This is a genomic window from Sulfitobacter sp. HI0027 (assembly GCF_001634775.1).
Taxonomy (GTDB): Bacteria; Pseudomonadota; Alphaproteobacteria; order Rhodobacterales; family Rhodobacteraceae; genus Sulfitobacter.
On the sequence record NZ_LWER01000189.1, the window covers coordinates 12,521 to 27,804 of the forward strand.

Sequence of the window (15,284 nt, forward strand, 5' to 3'; positions counted from 1 at the left end):
CGTCGCGCCGCAGGTTGGGGCGGAAAAGAGTATTCTGACACGCTTCAAATCAGTTCGCCCATGTGTCCGCCGGAGGCAGACACATGGGGCAGTTGTCTTACATCGCTAGATCAGTAGGCGTGACCGCGTGCCGAAACTGGCCAGAGGCATTCAACCTTGCCGTTGCGAACACCAACATACCAATCATGGACGTTGGCGGTCGGATCGCAGTGACCCGGAACCAGCTTCAGCTTGTCGTTGACCTTCAACGCGCCGTTTGGGTCCATCACGACCCCATGCTCGTCCGAACACTTGATATATTCGACATCATCGCGCCCGTAGATCACTGGCAATCCGCTATCAACGGATTGAGCCTTGAGGCCAGCGTCGACGATCGCCTTGTCCGCCTTTGCATGGCTCATGGCGCTTGTGAGGATGAAAAAGGCATTCTCCCATTCCCCTTGGTCGATGCGTTTGCCGTCTTTGTCGAGGATGCGTCCATAGTCCGCGTCCATGAAGGCATAGGAGCCGCACTGCAGTTCGTTATACACACCCGAGTTGGACTCGAAATAGTAGGAGCCAGTGCCGCCACCGCCGACGATGTCACAGTCCAAACCTTCTGCCTTCAACGTATCGACCGCATCTTTGACCATCGCCACGGCGATATCGATTTTCGCCTTGCGTTCGTCATAGCTGTCGAGGTGCTGCATTGCGCCTTGATAGGCTTGCAGGCCGGAAAACTTAAGCCCCTCGGCACCGTCGATGGCCTTGGCAATCGCCACCACGTCAGACGTGGTGGTCACACCGCAGCGCCCCGCGCCACAATCGATTTCGACAAGACATTCGATTTCGGTGCCATGTTTCTGCGCCGCCGATGACAGATCAGCCACATTGGCAAGGTCGTCAACGCAACAGATCGTGCGGGCGCCAAGCTTGGGCAGACGGGCGAGGCGGTCGATCTTGGCAGGATCGCGCACTTGGTTCGAGACGAGGATATCTTTGATGCCGCCCCGCGCAAAGACTTCGGCCTCTGAGACTTTTTGGCAGCAGACACCGCATGCACCGCCGAGCTTTTCTTGAAGCCTTTGGACATCGACCGACTTGTGCATCTTGCCGTGGGTCCGGTGGCGCATGCCATGCGCCTTGGCGTAGTCTCCCATTTTCTTGATGTTGCGCTCCAGCGCGTCAAGATCAAGCACAAGGCTCGGGGTTTGGATGTCGGCCTCGTCCATGCCCGGTTTTGCCGGGATATCGTAGCCCACTTCGAATTCGTCGAGATTGGTCATATCTTTCATGTCCGTGCTCCTTCGTTTTTCAGTCGATATTTGAGATCAGGCGGCGTTCAGCCACGGCAGCTTGTCGAGGTCGACATTGCCGCCCGTGATGATCAGGCCGACGCGCTTGCCCCTAAAGGCTTCGGGGTTCTTGAGAACTGTCGCGAGCGGCACAGCAGAGGATGGCTCCATGACCACGCGCAGATGCTTCCAGGTCAGCTTCATCGCCTCAATGATCTCTTGCTCGGATGCCGTGTAGATTTCGGACACGTGGTTTGAGACAAAATGCCAAGTCAGGTCCTTGAGCGGGACCAGAAGCCCGTCGGCAATGGTCTTGGGGGCATCGTCGGCGATAATATGGCCCGCCTTGAAGCTGCGATAGGCGTCGTCTGCCTGTTCAGGCTCGGCCGCGATGATATGAGTTTCGGGCGCGAGGGTCGCGAGGGTGAGGCAGGTGCCCGATATCATGCCGCCACCACCGATTGGCGCCACCACAGCATCAAGACCATCCGTCTGCTCAATGAATTCTTTCGAACATGTGCCCTGTCCGGCGATCACTCGGGAATCGTTGTAGGGGTGTACGAAGTCGCCGCCTGTCGCGGCTTGCACTTCAGCAAAGGTCGCCTCACGGGAACTGGTCGACGGCTCGCATTCGGTAATGACACCGCCAAAACGGCGCACCGTATCCTTCTTTGCCTGAGGGGCTGTGCGGGGCATCACCACGTTGCATGGAATGCCGCGCTTCATAGCGGCATAAGACAGGCAGGATGCATGGTTGCCTGAGGAATGTGTTGCGACGCCTTTGGCCGCCTGCTCCTCGCTAAGCCCGAACACCGCGTTCGAGGCGCCCCTCACCTTAAAGGCACCCGGCTCTTGAAAGTTCTCGCATTTGAAGAACAGCTCGCAACCGGCAAGTTCGTTGAGGTAGTCCGAGGTGCGGATCGGCGTGCGGCGAATATAGGGGCCGATCCGCGCGTGGGCGTCCAACATGTCCTCGTACGTCGGGATGTACATCTGGTAATCCTTCATCACGCCGCGTCTTTTTGCGCTGCCGCGGTATGGCCGCGATAGTATTCTTGGGCCGCCGCGACCCCGGAGCCGAGTTTGATGTCCAATCCAAGATCGACCATGCACATTTCGGCGGTCGCGATGCCAGAGAGTGCCATGACATCCGTCAGGCTGCCGAGGTGGCCAATCCGGAAGACCTTGCCCGCGACCTCACCGAGCCCCACGCCAAAGGCCACGCCATACTTGTTGGCAGCATGTGTCACGATATCGGTGGCGTTGAAGTCTTCGGGCGTCCGAATGGCGCTGACAGTGTCAGAGTAAACCGAAGGGTCCGTGGCGCAAAGTTCAAGGCCCCAAGCGCCCACCGCCGCGCGCACACCCTCCGCAATCCGGAAGTGCCGGGCAAACACGTTCTCCAGACCTTCGGTCAGCAGCATGTTGCAGGCTTGGTTCAGACCGTTCAGCAGTCCCACAGCAGGCGTATAGGGATAGGCGTTGTTCGCGTAGCCTTTGGCCATGTCGTGTACGTCGAAAAACGTGCGGGGCAGAGAGGCGGTTTTGGTGGCCTCCATCGCCTTGGGTGAGAAGCCAACGATGGCGAGACCAGCGGGCAGCATGAAGCCTTTTTGTGACCCGGTCACGGCAACATCCACGCCCCATTCGTCGAAACGGAAATCCATTGAGGCAATCGACGAAACACCATCCACCAACAGCATCGCTGGATGGCCCGATGCGTCCAGCGCACGGCGCACGGCCGCAATGTCTGATTTCACGCCGGTGGCCGTTTCATTATGCGTGGCAAGAACGGCCTTGATCTCATGGCTTTTGTCAGCGGTCAGGATCTCTTCGTAGCGATCCGCTGGGATCCCTGCGCCCCATGCGGTTTCGACTGTCTGCACAGCAAGACCATGACGCTGGCACATATCGATCCAACGATGGCTGAACATACCGTTGCGTGCAGCAAGCACTTTGTCACCCGATGAGAGCGTGTTGGTCAGCGCAGTTTCCCACCCCCCCCGTGCCGGTGGACGGAAAAATGAAGATTTCTGCGTTGTCGCTTTTGAGGATCTTACGAACACTTGCGCGAGCGGGATGTAGAATTTGCCCAAACAGCGGTGACCGGTGGTCGATCGTAGGCATGTCGCAAGCCTTGCGCAGGCTCTCGGGAATGTTGGTCGGGCCCGGGATGAAAACGGGATTTTGAAAGCTCATGGACGGTCTCCTTCCGTTGTTGGCTTCACAATAGACCGGACCAGGGCGAACCGATATTTTTTTGAAATAGGGTTTCATTTTTTGGGTTAATGCGTAAAGATGAGTGTTGTCAGTGCGTTATATTTTTCACATGGTGATTTCGTCTTTCACATAGAAACGAAGGGTTCTTATGGAATCTCAAGACAATGGTTCAGGAACTGGTCGGAAAGCACGCGGAAGGCCCCGTGGCTGGACGGACAAGACCGCGCAGAACACGATCAAATCGCTCGACCGGGCCATGGAGGTGTTCGAGTATCTCAGCGAAGCACAGGGCAAGCCGCTCTCTAAGTTGGCAGATGAGATGCGCCAATCGCCAGCGACCGTCTACCGTATCCTTGTAACCCTTGAGGGCAGGGGGCTGGTCGAATTCGATCACGAAGAGCAGGTTTGGTACATTGGTCCGCGCGCGTTTGTGATCGGCGCGCGTTTCCTTCGGCGCACAAGTCTTGTCGATCGAGCGCGACCCATCATGCGAAAGCTGATGGAAACGACCGGTGAAACAGCTAATATCGGCGTCGGAAAAGAAGAGGCGGTCCTGTTTCTGAGCCAAGTGGAGACACATGCGAACATCCGCGCCTTTTTCCCGCCCGGCAGCCTTTCTCCGATGCATGCATCCGGCATTGGCAAGGCGTTGCTCGCATATATGGATCCTGAGCGTTTGGACAAACTACTCTCGAAGGGGCAGATGACGCGGTTTACCGCACATACGATCATCGATCCGACGGCCCTGCGCCAGAATCTCGAAGCCATTCGGGAAAGCGGCTTTTCAGTTGATAATGAAGAGAGGAACGAAGGCATGCGCTGTATCGCGGCGCCGGTATTCGACATGAATGGCGAAGCTGTCGCGGGAATCTCGATATCCGGGCCAACCAGCAGGGTCGGCGCGTCTGAAGTCGAAGAATTGAGCCGCCCCGTCATCAAGGCGGCTCACCAATTGAGCTTCGCAATCGGGGGCAGCGTTACTCGGCCGCAGCCTTGATGCGCTGATGTTGAGGGTATGAAGCGGCGCCGGGACGGAGCGCCATATGGCGATTTACGTCCTTGTAAAGCAGGTAACGAAACCGCCCCGGGCCACCCGCATAGCATGCCTGAGGGCAAAAAGCGCGGAGCCACATGTAGTCACCGGCCTCGACTTCGACCCAATCATTGTTCAGATTGTAGACGGCTTTGCCCTCCAACACATAGAGCCCGTGCTCCATCACATGTGTCTCAAGAAAGGGGATAACGCCGCCCGGTTCGAATGTCACAATCGTGACATGCATGTCGTGGCGCAGGTCGGATGGGTCGACAAAGCGGGTCGTCGACCATTTGCCATCTGTGCCCGGCATGGGCGTCGGTTCGATGTCGTTTTCGTTCAGAACCAGCACTTCGGGCATATCCAACCCTTCGACGGCCTCATATGCCTTGCGCACCCAGTGGAAGCGCAAGACTTCCTCGCCTTCGTTTCGCAGGGTCCAGGCGCTCGACGGGGGCAGGTACGCGTAACCGCCCGGGCTCAGCTCGTAAGTCTCGCCCCCGACACGCAAAGTGGCCGCGCCCTCCACAACGAATAATACGCCCTCGGCTTCCGGGTCCAATTCAGCCTTTTCAGAACCGCCTCCGGGCTGTACCTCCATGATGTATTGCGAAAATGTCTCGGCGAAGCCGCTCATCGGGCGCGCGATGACCCACAGGCGCGTATCCTCCCAAAAAGGCAAAAAGCTGGTGACGATATCCCGCATCGTACCTTTTGGGATGACCGCATAGGCATCCTTGAAAACTGCGCGATCAGTGAGAAGCTGCTCTTGCCCGGGATGTCCCCCGTGTGGCGCGAAATATTTGGTGCTCATGGATGCTCCGGAAGAAAAAGACTGTTTAAGCGAGGGTATTCGATGCGGCTAGGGGGCGACCACCGGCAAAGTGACGACAACTCTATTCGGTGAGATTTGAAAATAGGCGAGATAGGGCCAATGTCGATTGCTTCAGGTTAGATGCCCGCCTGTTTTCAAGATCGCCAGAGGCGTTCGAGGTGTCGCCCCGGACGTCCATTGAGACACGCAGCATCAGTCCCGGCGGTATTGCCGCTTTCAGCCCATGAAGGCATGAGCTGCCCTTCAATTGGCGTCCGGCTGATTTTCGGGGCGTGCGGCGTCAAAGGCCGGGAGGCGCAGGGCCTCCTTTTCGATCTCAAGCAGCCGCGCGAAGGGTGTCATCTCAACGCCCCACCGGTGGGCGTTGTAAAGCTGCGGGATAAGGCAAAGGTCGCAAAGCAGCGGGTGATCGGCAAAGCTGAATTTCGGGCCGTCCGGCAGCAGCGCTTGATAGGCGTGCAGCCCTTCAGTCATCCAATGGCGCATCCATGCTGTTCCTTCATCCGCGGTCAGTCCGTGATGGGTTTTCAGGTGGCTGACCACCTTGAGGTTGTTGATCGGATGAATGTCCGTCGCGATCACCTGTGCGGCGGCCAGTACCTGAGCCCGCTCAAACGCAGGCTCGGGCAAAAGGGCAGGGTCTGGCGCGATCTCGTTTAGATAGGCCATGATTGTCAGCGATTGGGTCAACGCCCGCCCGTCTTCAAGAAGCAAGGTTGGCACCCCCTTGATGGGGTTCTTGGCTGCATAGTCTGGGCTGCGTTGGTCCCCGGCCACGAGGTCCACCGGGACTATCCGATAGGGGAGACCCTTGAGATTCAGCGCTATCCGCACGCGGTAGGATGTGGTCGAGCGCCAGTAGGAATAAAGCGTAAGCATCGCGCTATTTCATACCCGGCGTGCTGTCGAACTTCATTTTCATATCCGCCCAGCCGTCGATGTAATCATCCTGAGGCTGTGCCTCTCCTCTGGAAAGCGGCACCCCGTAAAGGCCATAGCTGCAGTTATGCGGGCTGTTCATAACTTGAGGCAGGGCATCGGAAAGCGCTTTGGGCTCGAAGTAGTCGCCACCGGGCATATAGCTGGGCCTGTCCCCTCCGCCCGGATTAAACGCGCTTTTGTCAGTGCCAGTCATCAATCTTTCCCCTCCCCTCGATCCTTCATGCGTCGGCCATAAACCATGCCAGAACCGCCGTTTCAGAATCGTTACAATTGCAACTAATAGGGAGCCGTGGGACAATCCGTCAAGAAAATTCCAGGTGCAACGATCGCGGGAGGGCCGTTCCGGATGGCATCGGATGACTTCAACCTGTCGGACTTCCTCCCCTACAGACTGTCCGTATTGGCCGCGCACAACCCGGTTGCAGGGCGCTTTAGATGAACAAACGGACGAGCTCTGAACGACGGGTCAACGAAATTAACCGACGTTGGCCGCGTAGAGCTTGCCGATTTCCTCTGCCGTTTCGGTCAGTTTTTTCAAATGCGCTTTGGCGATGGCGGCGACGCTATGCTGTTCGGCCAGCCAAATCAGGCTAACCGCGCCGACAGCATGACCCTGTGCGCTTATGGCGACCGCAATCGCGCTTGGAATGCCGCCGTAATCCACCGCACGCCCCCAATAGCCGTCCTCTCGGATGGCGAAACCCTGCGCGCGCACCTCGCGCAACTTTGCTGGCAGCGCCAAGGCAGCGGTGCGGTCTTTGCCGGTGGTGTGGACGGCCAAACGGGCGGAATATTCTGCCTCCTGCGCGGGCTCCAGTGCCGCCAGAAAAGCGCATCCCAGTGCAGAGCGGAAAGGCGAGGGCCTGTAGCCAATGCAATCGGGGAAGATACCGTGGATTGAAAAGTTCCGCGTTGTGTCCACAATCTCGACCCGGCCATTGCCGATTGGCGCAGCAAGGTCCACGCCAAGTCCGGTGGCATCAGAGAGCGATAGGATTGCAGAGGCACCTGCTTCGACCAGCGTGTCTATCGACGTAGGGCGGGAATTTACCCGCGGGAAACGGGAGCCGACCCTGTAGCGGCTATCGCTCCTGCTTTGGGTCAGCCAGCGCTGCTGGACCAATGTGGCGCAGATGCGCAGGATTGTCGGCTTGGGCAAGCCGGTGCGCTCGGCCAGAAAGGCCAAGGAACACACGCCATTGCTGGAGATAACTTCGAGGATGTTGAGCCCGCGTTCAACGGAGCGATTTAATTTCGTCATAGCGTTCCACCTAGTGAAATCCATGTTGGACCGTTAACCCTTCGCTGTCTAGTTTTTGCGCAATCACGGCAGGGGCGGAGGAGGTCTTTGCCGGGGTGCCGCATTTAGGGGGGATGAGGACCGATGCAAAACCTGCTTTCAAAATCCGTGACCGGATTGAACCTTGCGCTATCGGGACTGATCATCGCCGTCGTTTTCTACGTTTCCGTCTTTGGCGTGTTCAGCGAGTCCTATCTGCGCGTCGGGATGCTGCTGGTCGGAGGGTTGTTAATCCTGTTGACCCAGATGGAACGCGGCCAAACTGGCGCAGAAAAACCTTTGGCCCTGCTTACGGCGGCGCTATTGGGCGTCTCGGTCTTTCAATACTTTCGCGCAGCGGCAGAGATCGAAACCGGGCTGTATTTCCTGACCTCCACCGACATTTGGCTGGGCACTTTGGGGCTGATCGCCGTGATCGAACTTACGCGCCGGTCTGTTGGCATGGTCATGGCAACCGTTGCGGCCCTTGTGCTGCTTTATGGGGCCTTTGGCCAATATGCGCCGGGGTTCATGCGCCATGCGGGCATGACCTCAGAAGAGTTGATCCAAGTTCTATGGTATTCCTTTGACGGGGTCTTTGGCCGCCCCATGGCGACAGTCGTCTCGACCATCCTGATCTTTATCGTTTTCGGCGCTTTCCTTGAGTTTCTCACGATCGACCGGGTGCTGGTAAAGCTGGCGCTTGCGGCGACCGGGCGGGTCCGCTCGGGGCCAGCGGCGGCGGCGACCATTGCCAGCGGGTTGTTCGGCACGATTTCCGGCAGCGCGGTGGCCAATGTCGTCGGCACCGGCGTCATTACGATACCGCTGATCAAGAAACGCGGGTTCAAAGCGCATTTTGCCGGAGCGGTCGAAGCGGCGGCCTCAAGCGGGGGGCAGATCACGCCGCCCATCATGGGGGCGGTGGCCTTTATCATGGCCGATGTCACCGGTGAGCCCTATCTGACCATCTGCGCGGCGGCCGCCGTTCCGGCGATCCTTTATTACATTGGGTTGTTCATGGCGACCTCAAGTGCGGCGCGGAGCATGGATCTGGACGTTTCCGAACAGCCAAAGCCCAGTTTCGTTTGGCGTGAGCTTGCGCAGATCATTGTCTTTATGCTGTCGCTGACAGCCATCGTCATTGCCATGGTCGGCGGCTCTTCTCCGGCCTATGCAGGCTTTATCGGCGTGGCCTTTGCCGTCGTGCTTGGTTTCGCGATCAAGCCGGGCCTTTTGACCGATGTATCGTCGTGGGTCAGGTTCGTTCGCTCGGCGGGCCTGATCTCGGCCCAGCTTGTGGTGATCGTGGGCGCGGTTGGTATCATCATCGGTATTTTGAACCTGACCGGCGTCGGCCTGCGGTTCGCGTCGCTGGTGGCGAGCTATGCGGATGGGCAATTGGCGATTTCGCTGTTGCTGATGGCCGTGGCCTGTCTGCTTTTGGGCATGGGGATGCCCACCGTGCCTGCCTATCTGATCATCGTGCTGGTCATGGGGCCAGCGCTGCAACGGCTCGGCGTGCCGATCATTCACACGCATATGTTCGTGCTCTATTTCGGCGTGCTCTCTGCGGTAACGCCGCCTGTGGCGCTTGCGGCATTTGCTGCGGCACCCATTGCCGGGGCAGGGGCCATGCGCACGGCGATCGAGGCGTCACGACTGGCATTGCCCGGTTTCGTGATCCCTTTCGCGTTTATTTATCAGCCGGCCATGCTGCTTGGGACGGGCTACCCGCTGGCGCAGTCCGCGCAGTCGATCCTGTTCGTTACTTTGGCGGTGCTGCATATCTCACGCGCCTGCTACCCGGCGAAAGGCAAGGCGGGCTATGCGCCATTGGGCCTCGGGATTGCCTTTGCCCTTTTGTTTTTCGGACCGCTGGTGTCGTGGATTGCCGTGGCAGCCACCGTGGCGCTTTGGTCCGCCGTTCGGTTCGGGGCGTTCATGACGCCCGAAGTTTCATAATCCAGAGGAGGACACCCCATGACCAACCCAACATTCTCACGCCGTAGTTTTTTAGGCACCGCCACAGGTGCCGCCGCGCTCGCCGCTTTGCCCGGCGGGGCTTTTGCGAAAGACATTCTGCGCATGTCGACGCTTGGGCCTGGCACTAGCCCGAACCTTGTGATGACCACCTTCGCGAGCATCGTGAACGGCGCGCTGCCAGACTATGAGATTCAGTTGAACGCGACGGGCGCTGCCACGCGCCATGTGCTTGAAGTGGCCATGGGACGCAGCGATTTCTGCATGTCCTCGCCCGCCATCCATGCGCTGATGCGCCGCCAGGCCGCCATGTATGAGAAGATCGAACAGGCGCCTGAACTGGTCAACAACCTGCGCACCGTGCTGAACTTTCCGATGGGTGTCTATCACATCGCCGTTTACGATTCCTCTGGTATTACATCGATAGATCAGATCGCCGGCAAGCGCGTGTTCCTTGGCCCCCCCGGAGGCGCGGCCTACGCCACGATGGCACGTCTGTTCAAAGCCGTGGCCGGGCTGGAAGAGGGCACTGATTACGAAGCCGTCAAACTCGGCTGGGACGCGGCCGCGGCGGCGTTCCAAGACGGCAACCTCGACGTGTACTGTAATCCCACCAATGCCCCCAGCCCCGCGCTGACCCAAATCGCGGTGACCAACAAGATCCGCTTCCTTGGTATTCCTGCCGATACGCTTGAAACCGAAGGCGTTCAGGCGCTTGTTGGCCGCCCGGGCTTCAGCGCGGCCACGCTGCCTGCGGGCATCTATGGCGACAATCAGGCCAATGAGGGGGATGTCACGACACTGGGCGTCACCGTTGGGATCGTCACCAACAAGGACGCGGACGAGGAGATGATCTATCAGATGACCAAAGCCTTCTACGAGGGTGTCAAAGAAGCGGGCGAGAGCGCGCCATGGCTGCGCGCGATCACGCCAGAGGGAGCCGTGCAGGATATCAACCTGCCACTGCACCCCGGGTCTTTGCGTGCCTTGACCGAATTGGGTGTCGAAATTCCCGATGCGGCGAAAGCCTGATCTCAATGGCCGGGGCTCAATCAGCCCCGGTCCCCTCTGCTATAGCTTAAATACACCTCGAACCCGGACGCCATCATGACAAAAAACGTACTCTTCATCATGTGTGATCAACTGCGATGGGATTACCTGTCCTGCGCAGGGCATCCGGGGCTTGATACGCCGCATATTGACGCCTTGGCCAAACGCGGCGTGCGGTTTGATCGCGCCTATGTGCAGTCGACGATCTGCGGCCCATCGCGCATGTCTTTCTATACGGGCCGCTACGTCAGTTCGCATGGATCGACGTGGAACAACGTGCCGCTGAAAGTAGGCGAGATGACCCTGGGCGACCATTTGCGCCCCCTGGGCGTGCGCACGGCACTCTGCGGCAAGACCCATATGAGCGCCGATGCCGAGGGGATGAAACGCCTCGGTTTGGCCCCCGACAGCACCATCGGCGCTTTGGTGTCCGAATGTGGTTTCGAGCCTTATGAGCGCGACGACGGACTGCACCCAAGCACCAGTTACGGCAAGCGCAACAAAGCCTATGATGACTACATGAAAGACCGCGGCTGGGAGGATGAAAACCCTTGGGACAGCGTCGCCAACAGTGGCGAGGATGCAGACGGCAACATCCTGAGCGGCTGGTTCCTCGACAATTCAGACGCCAAGGCCCGCGCCTCGGATGAAGAGAGTGAGACCCCCTATATCACCCGCCGTGCGATGGATTTCATCCAAGAGGCGGGCGACACACCATGGTGCCTGCACCTGAGCTACATCAAACCGCACTGGCCCTATATCGTGCCCGAACCCTACCACGATATGTACCCGCCAGAGTCCCATCAGCCGGTGCTGCGCAGCGCGGGCGAAAAGACGGACCCGCATCCGGTCTTCGGCGCCTTCATGGAAGAGCGGGTGTCCAAAGCCTTCACCAGTGACATCACCCGGACCAAGGTGATCGGCGCCTATATGGGGTTGATCAAACAGATCGACGATCAGATGGGCGAACTTATGGCGTTTCTGGACGCCAAGGGTTTGACTGATGAGACGATGATCGTCTTCACCTCGGATCACGGCGACTATCTGGGCGATCACTGGCTTGGCGAGAAGGAGTTGTTTCACGATCCTTCCGCACGCATTCCCCTGATCGTTGTCGACCCCAGTAAAGAGGCGGATGCCACACGCGGCACGGTGTCAGACGCGCTGGTCGAAGCGATTGATGTGGTGCCGACCATCCTCGACTATTTCGATGGGGCCGCTGTTCCGCATATCATCGAGGGCAAGTCCCTGCGTCCGCTCATGCAGGGCAAGGCGGACTCCTTGCGCGATTTTGTCATCTCCGAATACGATTACTCCTTCCGCCAAGCCCGCCGTCGTTTGGGCGTGAGCGTTGCCGAGGCCAAACTGACGATGCTTTTTGATGGACGTTGGAAATACGTCTTTGCCGAAGGCTTCCGCCCGATGCTGTTCGATTTGCAGGCCGATCCGGATGAGTTCAACGATCTGGGCGATGATCCGCATTCCGCGCAAGAATGCGAACGGCTGCAAAACCTGTTCTTTCAATGGACCCGCCGCATCAGCCAGCGCACTACGATGTCCGACGCTGAAATTGAAGGGCGCGGGGTCGACCTCAACGAAGCGCGGGCGGGTGTGCTGATCGGCTTTCCGACGGAGGCCGACCTTGAAGCTGCCTTTGCAGCGGCAGGCGAGAAGCCCAAGAGGTAGGGGCGGCTGCGCATGCCATAGCACCGCGAAGGTCTGTGGCATGCGTTGTTGATCTGGGCCATCAACGCCACTGCTGAGCTGGCGTTCTATGCCTAAGGCCTCAATGTGGCCGGTTGCGACCTGCCTGAGCGGCCTGTTCGCGGGGTGGCCAAGTCGATCGGATGTAGGCGAGAATGTCCCAGATGTCCGCGTCCGACAGCACCCCTTCAAAGGCGGGCATTCCGCTGGCGAAATCATCAATCCCGCGCGCGGCCAATGCGGCGCTGCCGCCGCGCTTGGTATATTCAAAGAGCAGGGCATTGTCGTGGTGCCAGGTATGGCCTGTGGCATCATGAGGGGGTGCTGGCAGAATGCCGTCCTCATCCGGTGTCCGCCAGTCAGGCTGGCCTTCGAGGTTGGCGCCATGACAGGCCGCGCAGGTCTCGGCATAGAGCATGCGACCCGCATCGATGTCGCGGCCCTCAAGTTCGTGGCCCGCCTGCGCCGTGGTCGCCCAGACAAGGGCAAGAAGTGAATATCGTATCATGTGACCTCTACCCATGTTCGCATCCCTCCGATGGCATGGCTTAGCATATGGCAGTGGATCAGCCAGCGGCCTGGATTGTCGAAAACGCACAGCACATCCCGGCTTTCACCGGCCGCCACCAAAGTTGTGTCGCGCAGATCGCCAAGGCTGTCATCGGCGGCAAGTTCATAGAAATGATGGCCATGCAGATGGATGCCATGCGGAAAGGCGGTATCATTCACGAATGTGATCCGTACCGTTTCGCCGCGTTCGATGGCGGCGAAGGGCGCGTCCGGAAGGTCCGAGACATCGTTGAAGGACCAGATGTTGGCGCCGCCGTGCCGCCCGCCCATGGCGCCGCCCATCATCGTCAGGGTCAGATGCTGGGTAGGGGTGCCCGGTGTGGGGAGGTCCGGTGCCGCCAAGGTCGGCAGAGGCCCCGATTGCCGATCCGTATTTTTGCCAGAGATGGACAATTCGGCCAAACGGTAAGGCTCCTGTCGCGTGGGCATGTCAAAGCCGACCGGGCCGGTGACATCGACGATCAGGTCGGCCCGCTGGGCCGGCGCCAGAACGAGGTCAGAGGCCGCGCGGGGTTGGCGCAGTGCCATGCCGTCCAGGGCGACAACCGAACCAGAAACGCCAGAGATGCTTAGGGGGAAAATACGATTCGTCGCCGCATTGATCAGCCGCAGGCGGATGCGATCACCTTGCTGCACCTCGCTTCGCGAGAGGAAGCCGCGGGCGAAATTGCCCATATAGCCCGCATGGGCGACGCTATGCATGTCGGTGAATTCATCAACAAGGCTGCCATCTTCGTTGATGATCCAATCGGACAGGATCACGGTGATGTCATGATCCAGATCGAGGGGGGCGTCGTCTTCGACGATCAGCGGCCCCATCAAGCCGCGCGCCACCTGCTCTTGCGAGATATAATGCGAATGATACCAATAGGTCCCCGCATCGGGCGGCACGAAGCTGTAAGTCTTGCTGTCACCGGGGTTGATGAGGTCTTGCGTCAGCACCGGGACACCGTCCATCCGGTTTTCCAACCGGATGCCATGCCAGTGAACGGCGGTGCCCTCTTCAAGCCCGTTCTCGACCTCAATCGATGCCCGCGCACCCCGTTTAAGCCTGATCTCAGATCCCGGCATCGAGCCGTTGAACCCCAGCATTGCGGTGGTGCCTTCGCCTTCGGGAAGGATTTGCTGGCTTACCGTTTCGGCCTTCAGCTTCAGTGGCGTCTGGCCAGCAAAGCCCGGAAGGGGCAGAACCGCGGCGGCGGAAACGCTGGCGAGGAATTGTCTTCTGTTCATGTCATGCCTTATCGGGATGAATTGCGGTTGATGTTGCCACGGGGGACGGGGCGCGCCGATGTCCGAGGCGTGTTAGAATGTCCTGCAGGGGCCAATTCCAACTGTCGATGACGGGTTGGAGGTGGGCCGCCTATGCGCTCTCTATCGGGAAAGAGAATGGGCCGAACCACTTGGGTCACCCCTTGTCCGACAGGGGGGCGCGTCCCGCCATGACCTGCAGCACGAAGCTGCCTGACGCCGTAATCATCAGAAAGCCGTGAAATGCCTCTATCCCGGTGATGAAGCGCAGATGCCCCATAGGGGTCAAATCGCCGCGCCCCAAGGTGGTGAAGTTGACCAGCGAGAAATAGAAATAATCCATCATTGTGGGGGGCTTGCCCGCCGGCCCGGATTCGTTCAGCGCGCCGATTTGCAACCCCTGCACGGCCCAGAGGAAGAACAGCGTATAGATGAAAGCCTCGATGACATGCGCGATTGTGATTGCGCCGACGGCCAAGCCAAGGTTCTGGCCATGCGCAGCTCTCTTGCGCTGCGCGATGGTATCGGAGACCCGTTTGAGCACGAGATAGTGGATCGCCGTGCAGATGCTGACGACCAGAACGGATAGAAGCATTGCTTGGATCATGAAGGGGCAACCTGTTTTGTGGGGGAGGGGGGGCGTTTCCTGGAGCGATTACGCCGGGGCGGCCGTTAATCTGGGGGCAGCCACATGCGAACGCTAAGCCGCAGTTTGCGGGGCGTCCGCCGGCACCCATGCGTCATCCATCAGATCCTCAATAAAGGTGCTGAGCAACTGAGTGCGCCCGGTAACGGCAGCCTTGCGATAAATCGCGTTTGTCTGCGCTTTGATCGTCCCCTCAGAAGTGCCGCGCAGGTCCGCAATGTCGCGGGTGCTCAGGCCCTTGACCAAAAACACCGCGACATCCCGCTCGGCGGGGGTCAGACGCCAATCGGTGAAATGCTGCGACATCACCATCGAAAACTCTGAGGTGCAACGGCGCATCTTTTCTTCGGCGAGCCGCGCTCGTTGCAGGCTTGTTCTAAGGGCGATCCAGCCAAGCGCCACGCCGAGGTTCAACCCGATGGCCAAGATCGTTTGCTGATACTCATGGCTCTGCCAGATCAGAAACTCAGGTTCCATTCCCATAGCGTCCAACAAGA

Annotated in this window: 14 protein-coding genes and 1 pseudogene; 4 read left to right on the plus strand and 11 right to left on the minus strand. The window is 59.1% G+C overall.

The genetic code is table 11. The features are described 5' to 3' along the window. Positions 1-110: 110 nt before the first annotated feature. From bhcC to bhcA, 3 genes and pseudogenes are all read right to left on the minus strand, one after another. Positions 111-1,274, minus strand: a complete 1,164-nt coding sequence (gene bhcC / locus A3722_RS12295) for a 3-hydroxy-D-aspartate aldolase BhcC (protein ID WP_067628548.1) — start codon at positions 1,272-1,274, stop codon at positions 111-113. Positions 1,275-1,310: 36 nt separating this feature from the next. Continuing rightward, positions 1,311-2,282, minus strand: coding sequence for a beta-hydroxyaspartate dehydratase BhcB (bhcB, locus tag A3722_RS12300; RefSeq protein WP_067628550.1), 972 nt, complete (start codon positions 2,280-2,282; stop codon positions 1,311-1,313). Beyond that, positions 2,282-3,473 (minus strand): annotated as a pseudogene (bhcA, locus tag A3722_RS12305) (L-aspartate--glyoxylate aminotransferase BhcA). Before bhcA ends, bhcB begins: the two are co-directional and overlap by 1 nt. Before the next feature lie 169 nt (positions 3,474-3,642). On the opposite strand from bhcA, the gene bhcR reads away from it, so the two are divergent. Beyond that, positions 3,643-4,491, plus strand: coding sequence for an HTH-type transcriptional regulator BhcR (gene bhcR, locus A3722_RS12310; protein ID WP_067628552.1), 849 nt, complete (start codon positions 3,643-3,645; stop codon positions 4,489-4,491). Here the strand turns inward: bhcR and A3722_RS12315 are convergent. The 4 genes from A3722_RS12315 to A3722_RS12330 all read right to left on the minus strand — a co-directional run bounded on the left by A3722_RS12315 (position 4,472) and on the right by A3722_RS12330 (position 7,565). Continuing rightward, the gene (locus tag A3722_RS12315; RefSeq protein ID WP_067628554.1) at positions 4,472-5,341 is read right to left on the minus strand and encodes a bifunctional allantoicase/(S)-ureidoglycine aminohydrolase; all 870 of its coding nucleotides are present in this window, start codon (positions 5,339-5,341) and stop codon (positions 4,472-4,474) included. The two genes, bhcR and A3722_RS12315, sit on opposite strands and share 20 nt — an antisense overlap. Positions 5,342-5,605: 264 nt before the next feature. Beyond that, positions 5,606-6,241 (minus strand): maleylacetoacetate isomerase, encoded by a 636-nt coding sequence (gene maiA / locus A3722_RS12320; RefSeq protein ID WP_067628556.1) that lies wholly within the window; start codon positions 6,239-6,241, stop codon positions 5,606-5,608. Positions 6,242-6,245: 4 nt separating this feature from the next. Continuing rightward, positions 6,246-6,497: a homogentisate 1,2-dioxygenase gene (locus tag A3722_RS12325; RefSeq protein WP_067628558.1), complete on the minus strand. Its 252-nt coding sequence runs from the start codon at positions 6,495-6,497 to the stop codon at positions 6,246-6,248. Positions 6,498-6,779: 282 nt separating this feature from the next. Then, positions 6,780-7,565: an IclR family transcriptional regulator gene (locus A3722_RS12330; protein ID WP_067628559.1), complete on the minus strand. Its 786-nt coding sequence runs from the start codon at positions 7,563-7,565 to the stop codon at positions 6,780-6,782. 123 nt (positions 7,566-7,688) lie between these two features. Here A3722_RS12330 and A3722_RS12335 point away from each other — a divergent pair, with 123 nt between their 5' ends. From A3722_RS12335 to A3722_RS12345, 3 genes are all read left to right on the plus strand, one after another. Further along, entirely contained in the window at positions 7,689-9,548 is a 1,860-nt protein-coding gene (locus A3722_RS12335; RefSeq protein WP_067628561.1) for a TRAP transporter permease, read from the plus strand. Between the two features lie 18 nt (positions 9,549-9,566). After that, positions 9,567-10,598 (plus strand): TAXI family TRAP transporter solute-binding subunit, encoded by a 1,032-nt coding sequence (locus A3722_RS12340; protein WP_067628564.1) that lies wholly within the window; start codon positions 9,567-9,569, stop codon positions 10,596-10,598. 75 nt (positions 10,599-10,673) lie between these two features. Next, positions 10,674-12,302, plus strand: coding sequence for an alkaline phosphatase family protein (locus tag A3722_RS12345; protein WP_067916152.1), 1,629 nt, complete (start codon positions 10,674-10,676; stop codon positions 12,300-12,302). 100 nt (positions 12,303-12,402) lie between these two features. On the opposite strand, the gene A3722_RS12350 is transcribed toward A3722_RS12345, so the two are convergent. From A3722_RS12350 to A3722_RS12365, 4 genes are all read right to left on the minus strand, one after another. Then, a complete protein-coding gene (locus tag A3722_RS12350; RefSeq protein WP_067626471.1) occupies positions 12,403-12,828 on the minus strand; it encodes a c-type cytochrome in 426 nt (141 codons plus the stop codon). After that, a complete protein-coding gene (locus A3722_RS12355; RefSeq protein ID WP_067626473.1) occupies positions 12,825-14,123 on the minus strand; it encodes a multicopper oxidase family protein in 1,299 nt (432 codons plus the stop codon). The genes A3722_RS12350 and A3722_RS12355 overlap by 4 nt, the downstream gene beginning before the upstream one ends. Positions 14,124-14,298: 175 nt before the next feature. Beyond that, a complete protein-coding gene (locus A3722_RS12360) occupies positions 14,299-14,748 on the minus strand; it encodes an ion channel (RefSeq protein WP_067626475.1) in 450 nt (149 codons plus the stop codon). 93 nt (positions 14,749-14,841) lie between these two features. Further along, on the minus strand, positions 14,842-15,284 hold a 443-nt coding region (locus A3722_RS12365; protein ID WP_150120475.1), incomplete at its 5' end, for a helix-turn-helix transcriptional regulator.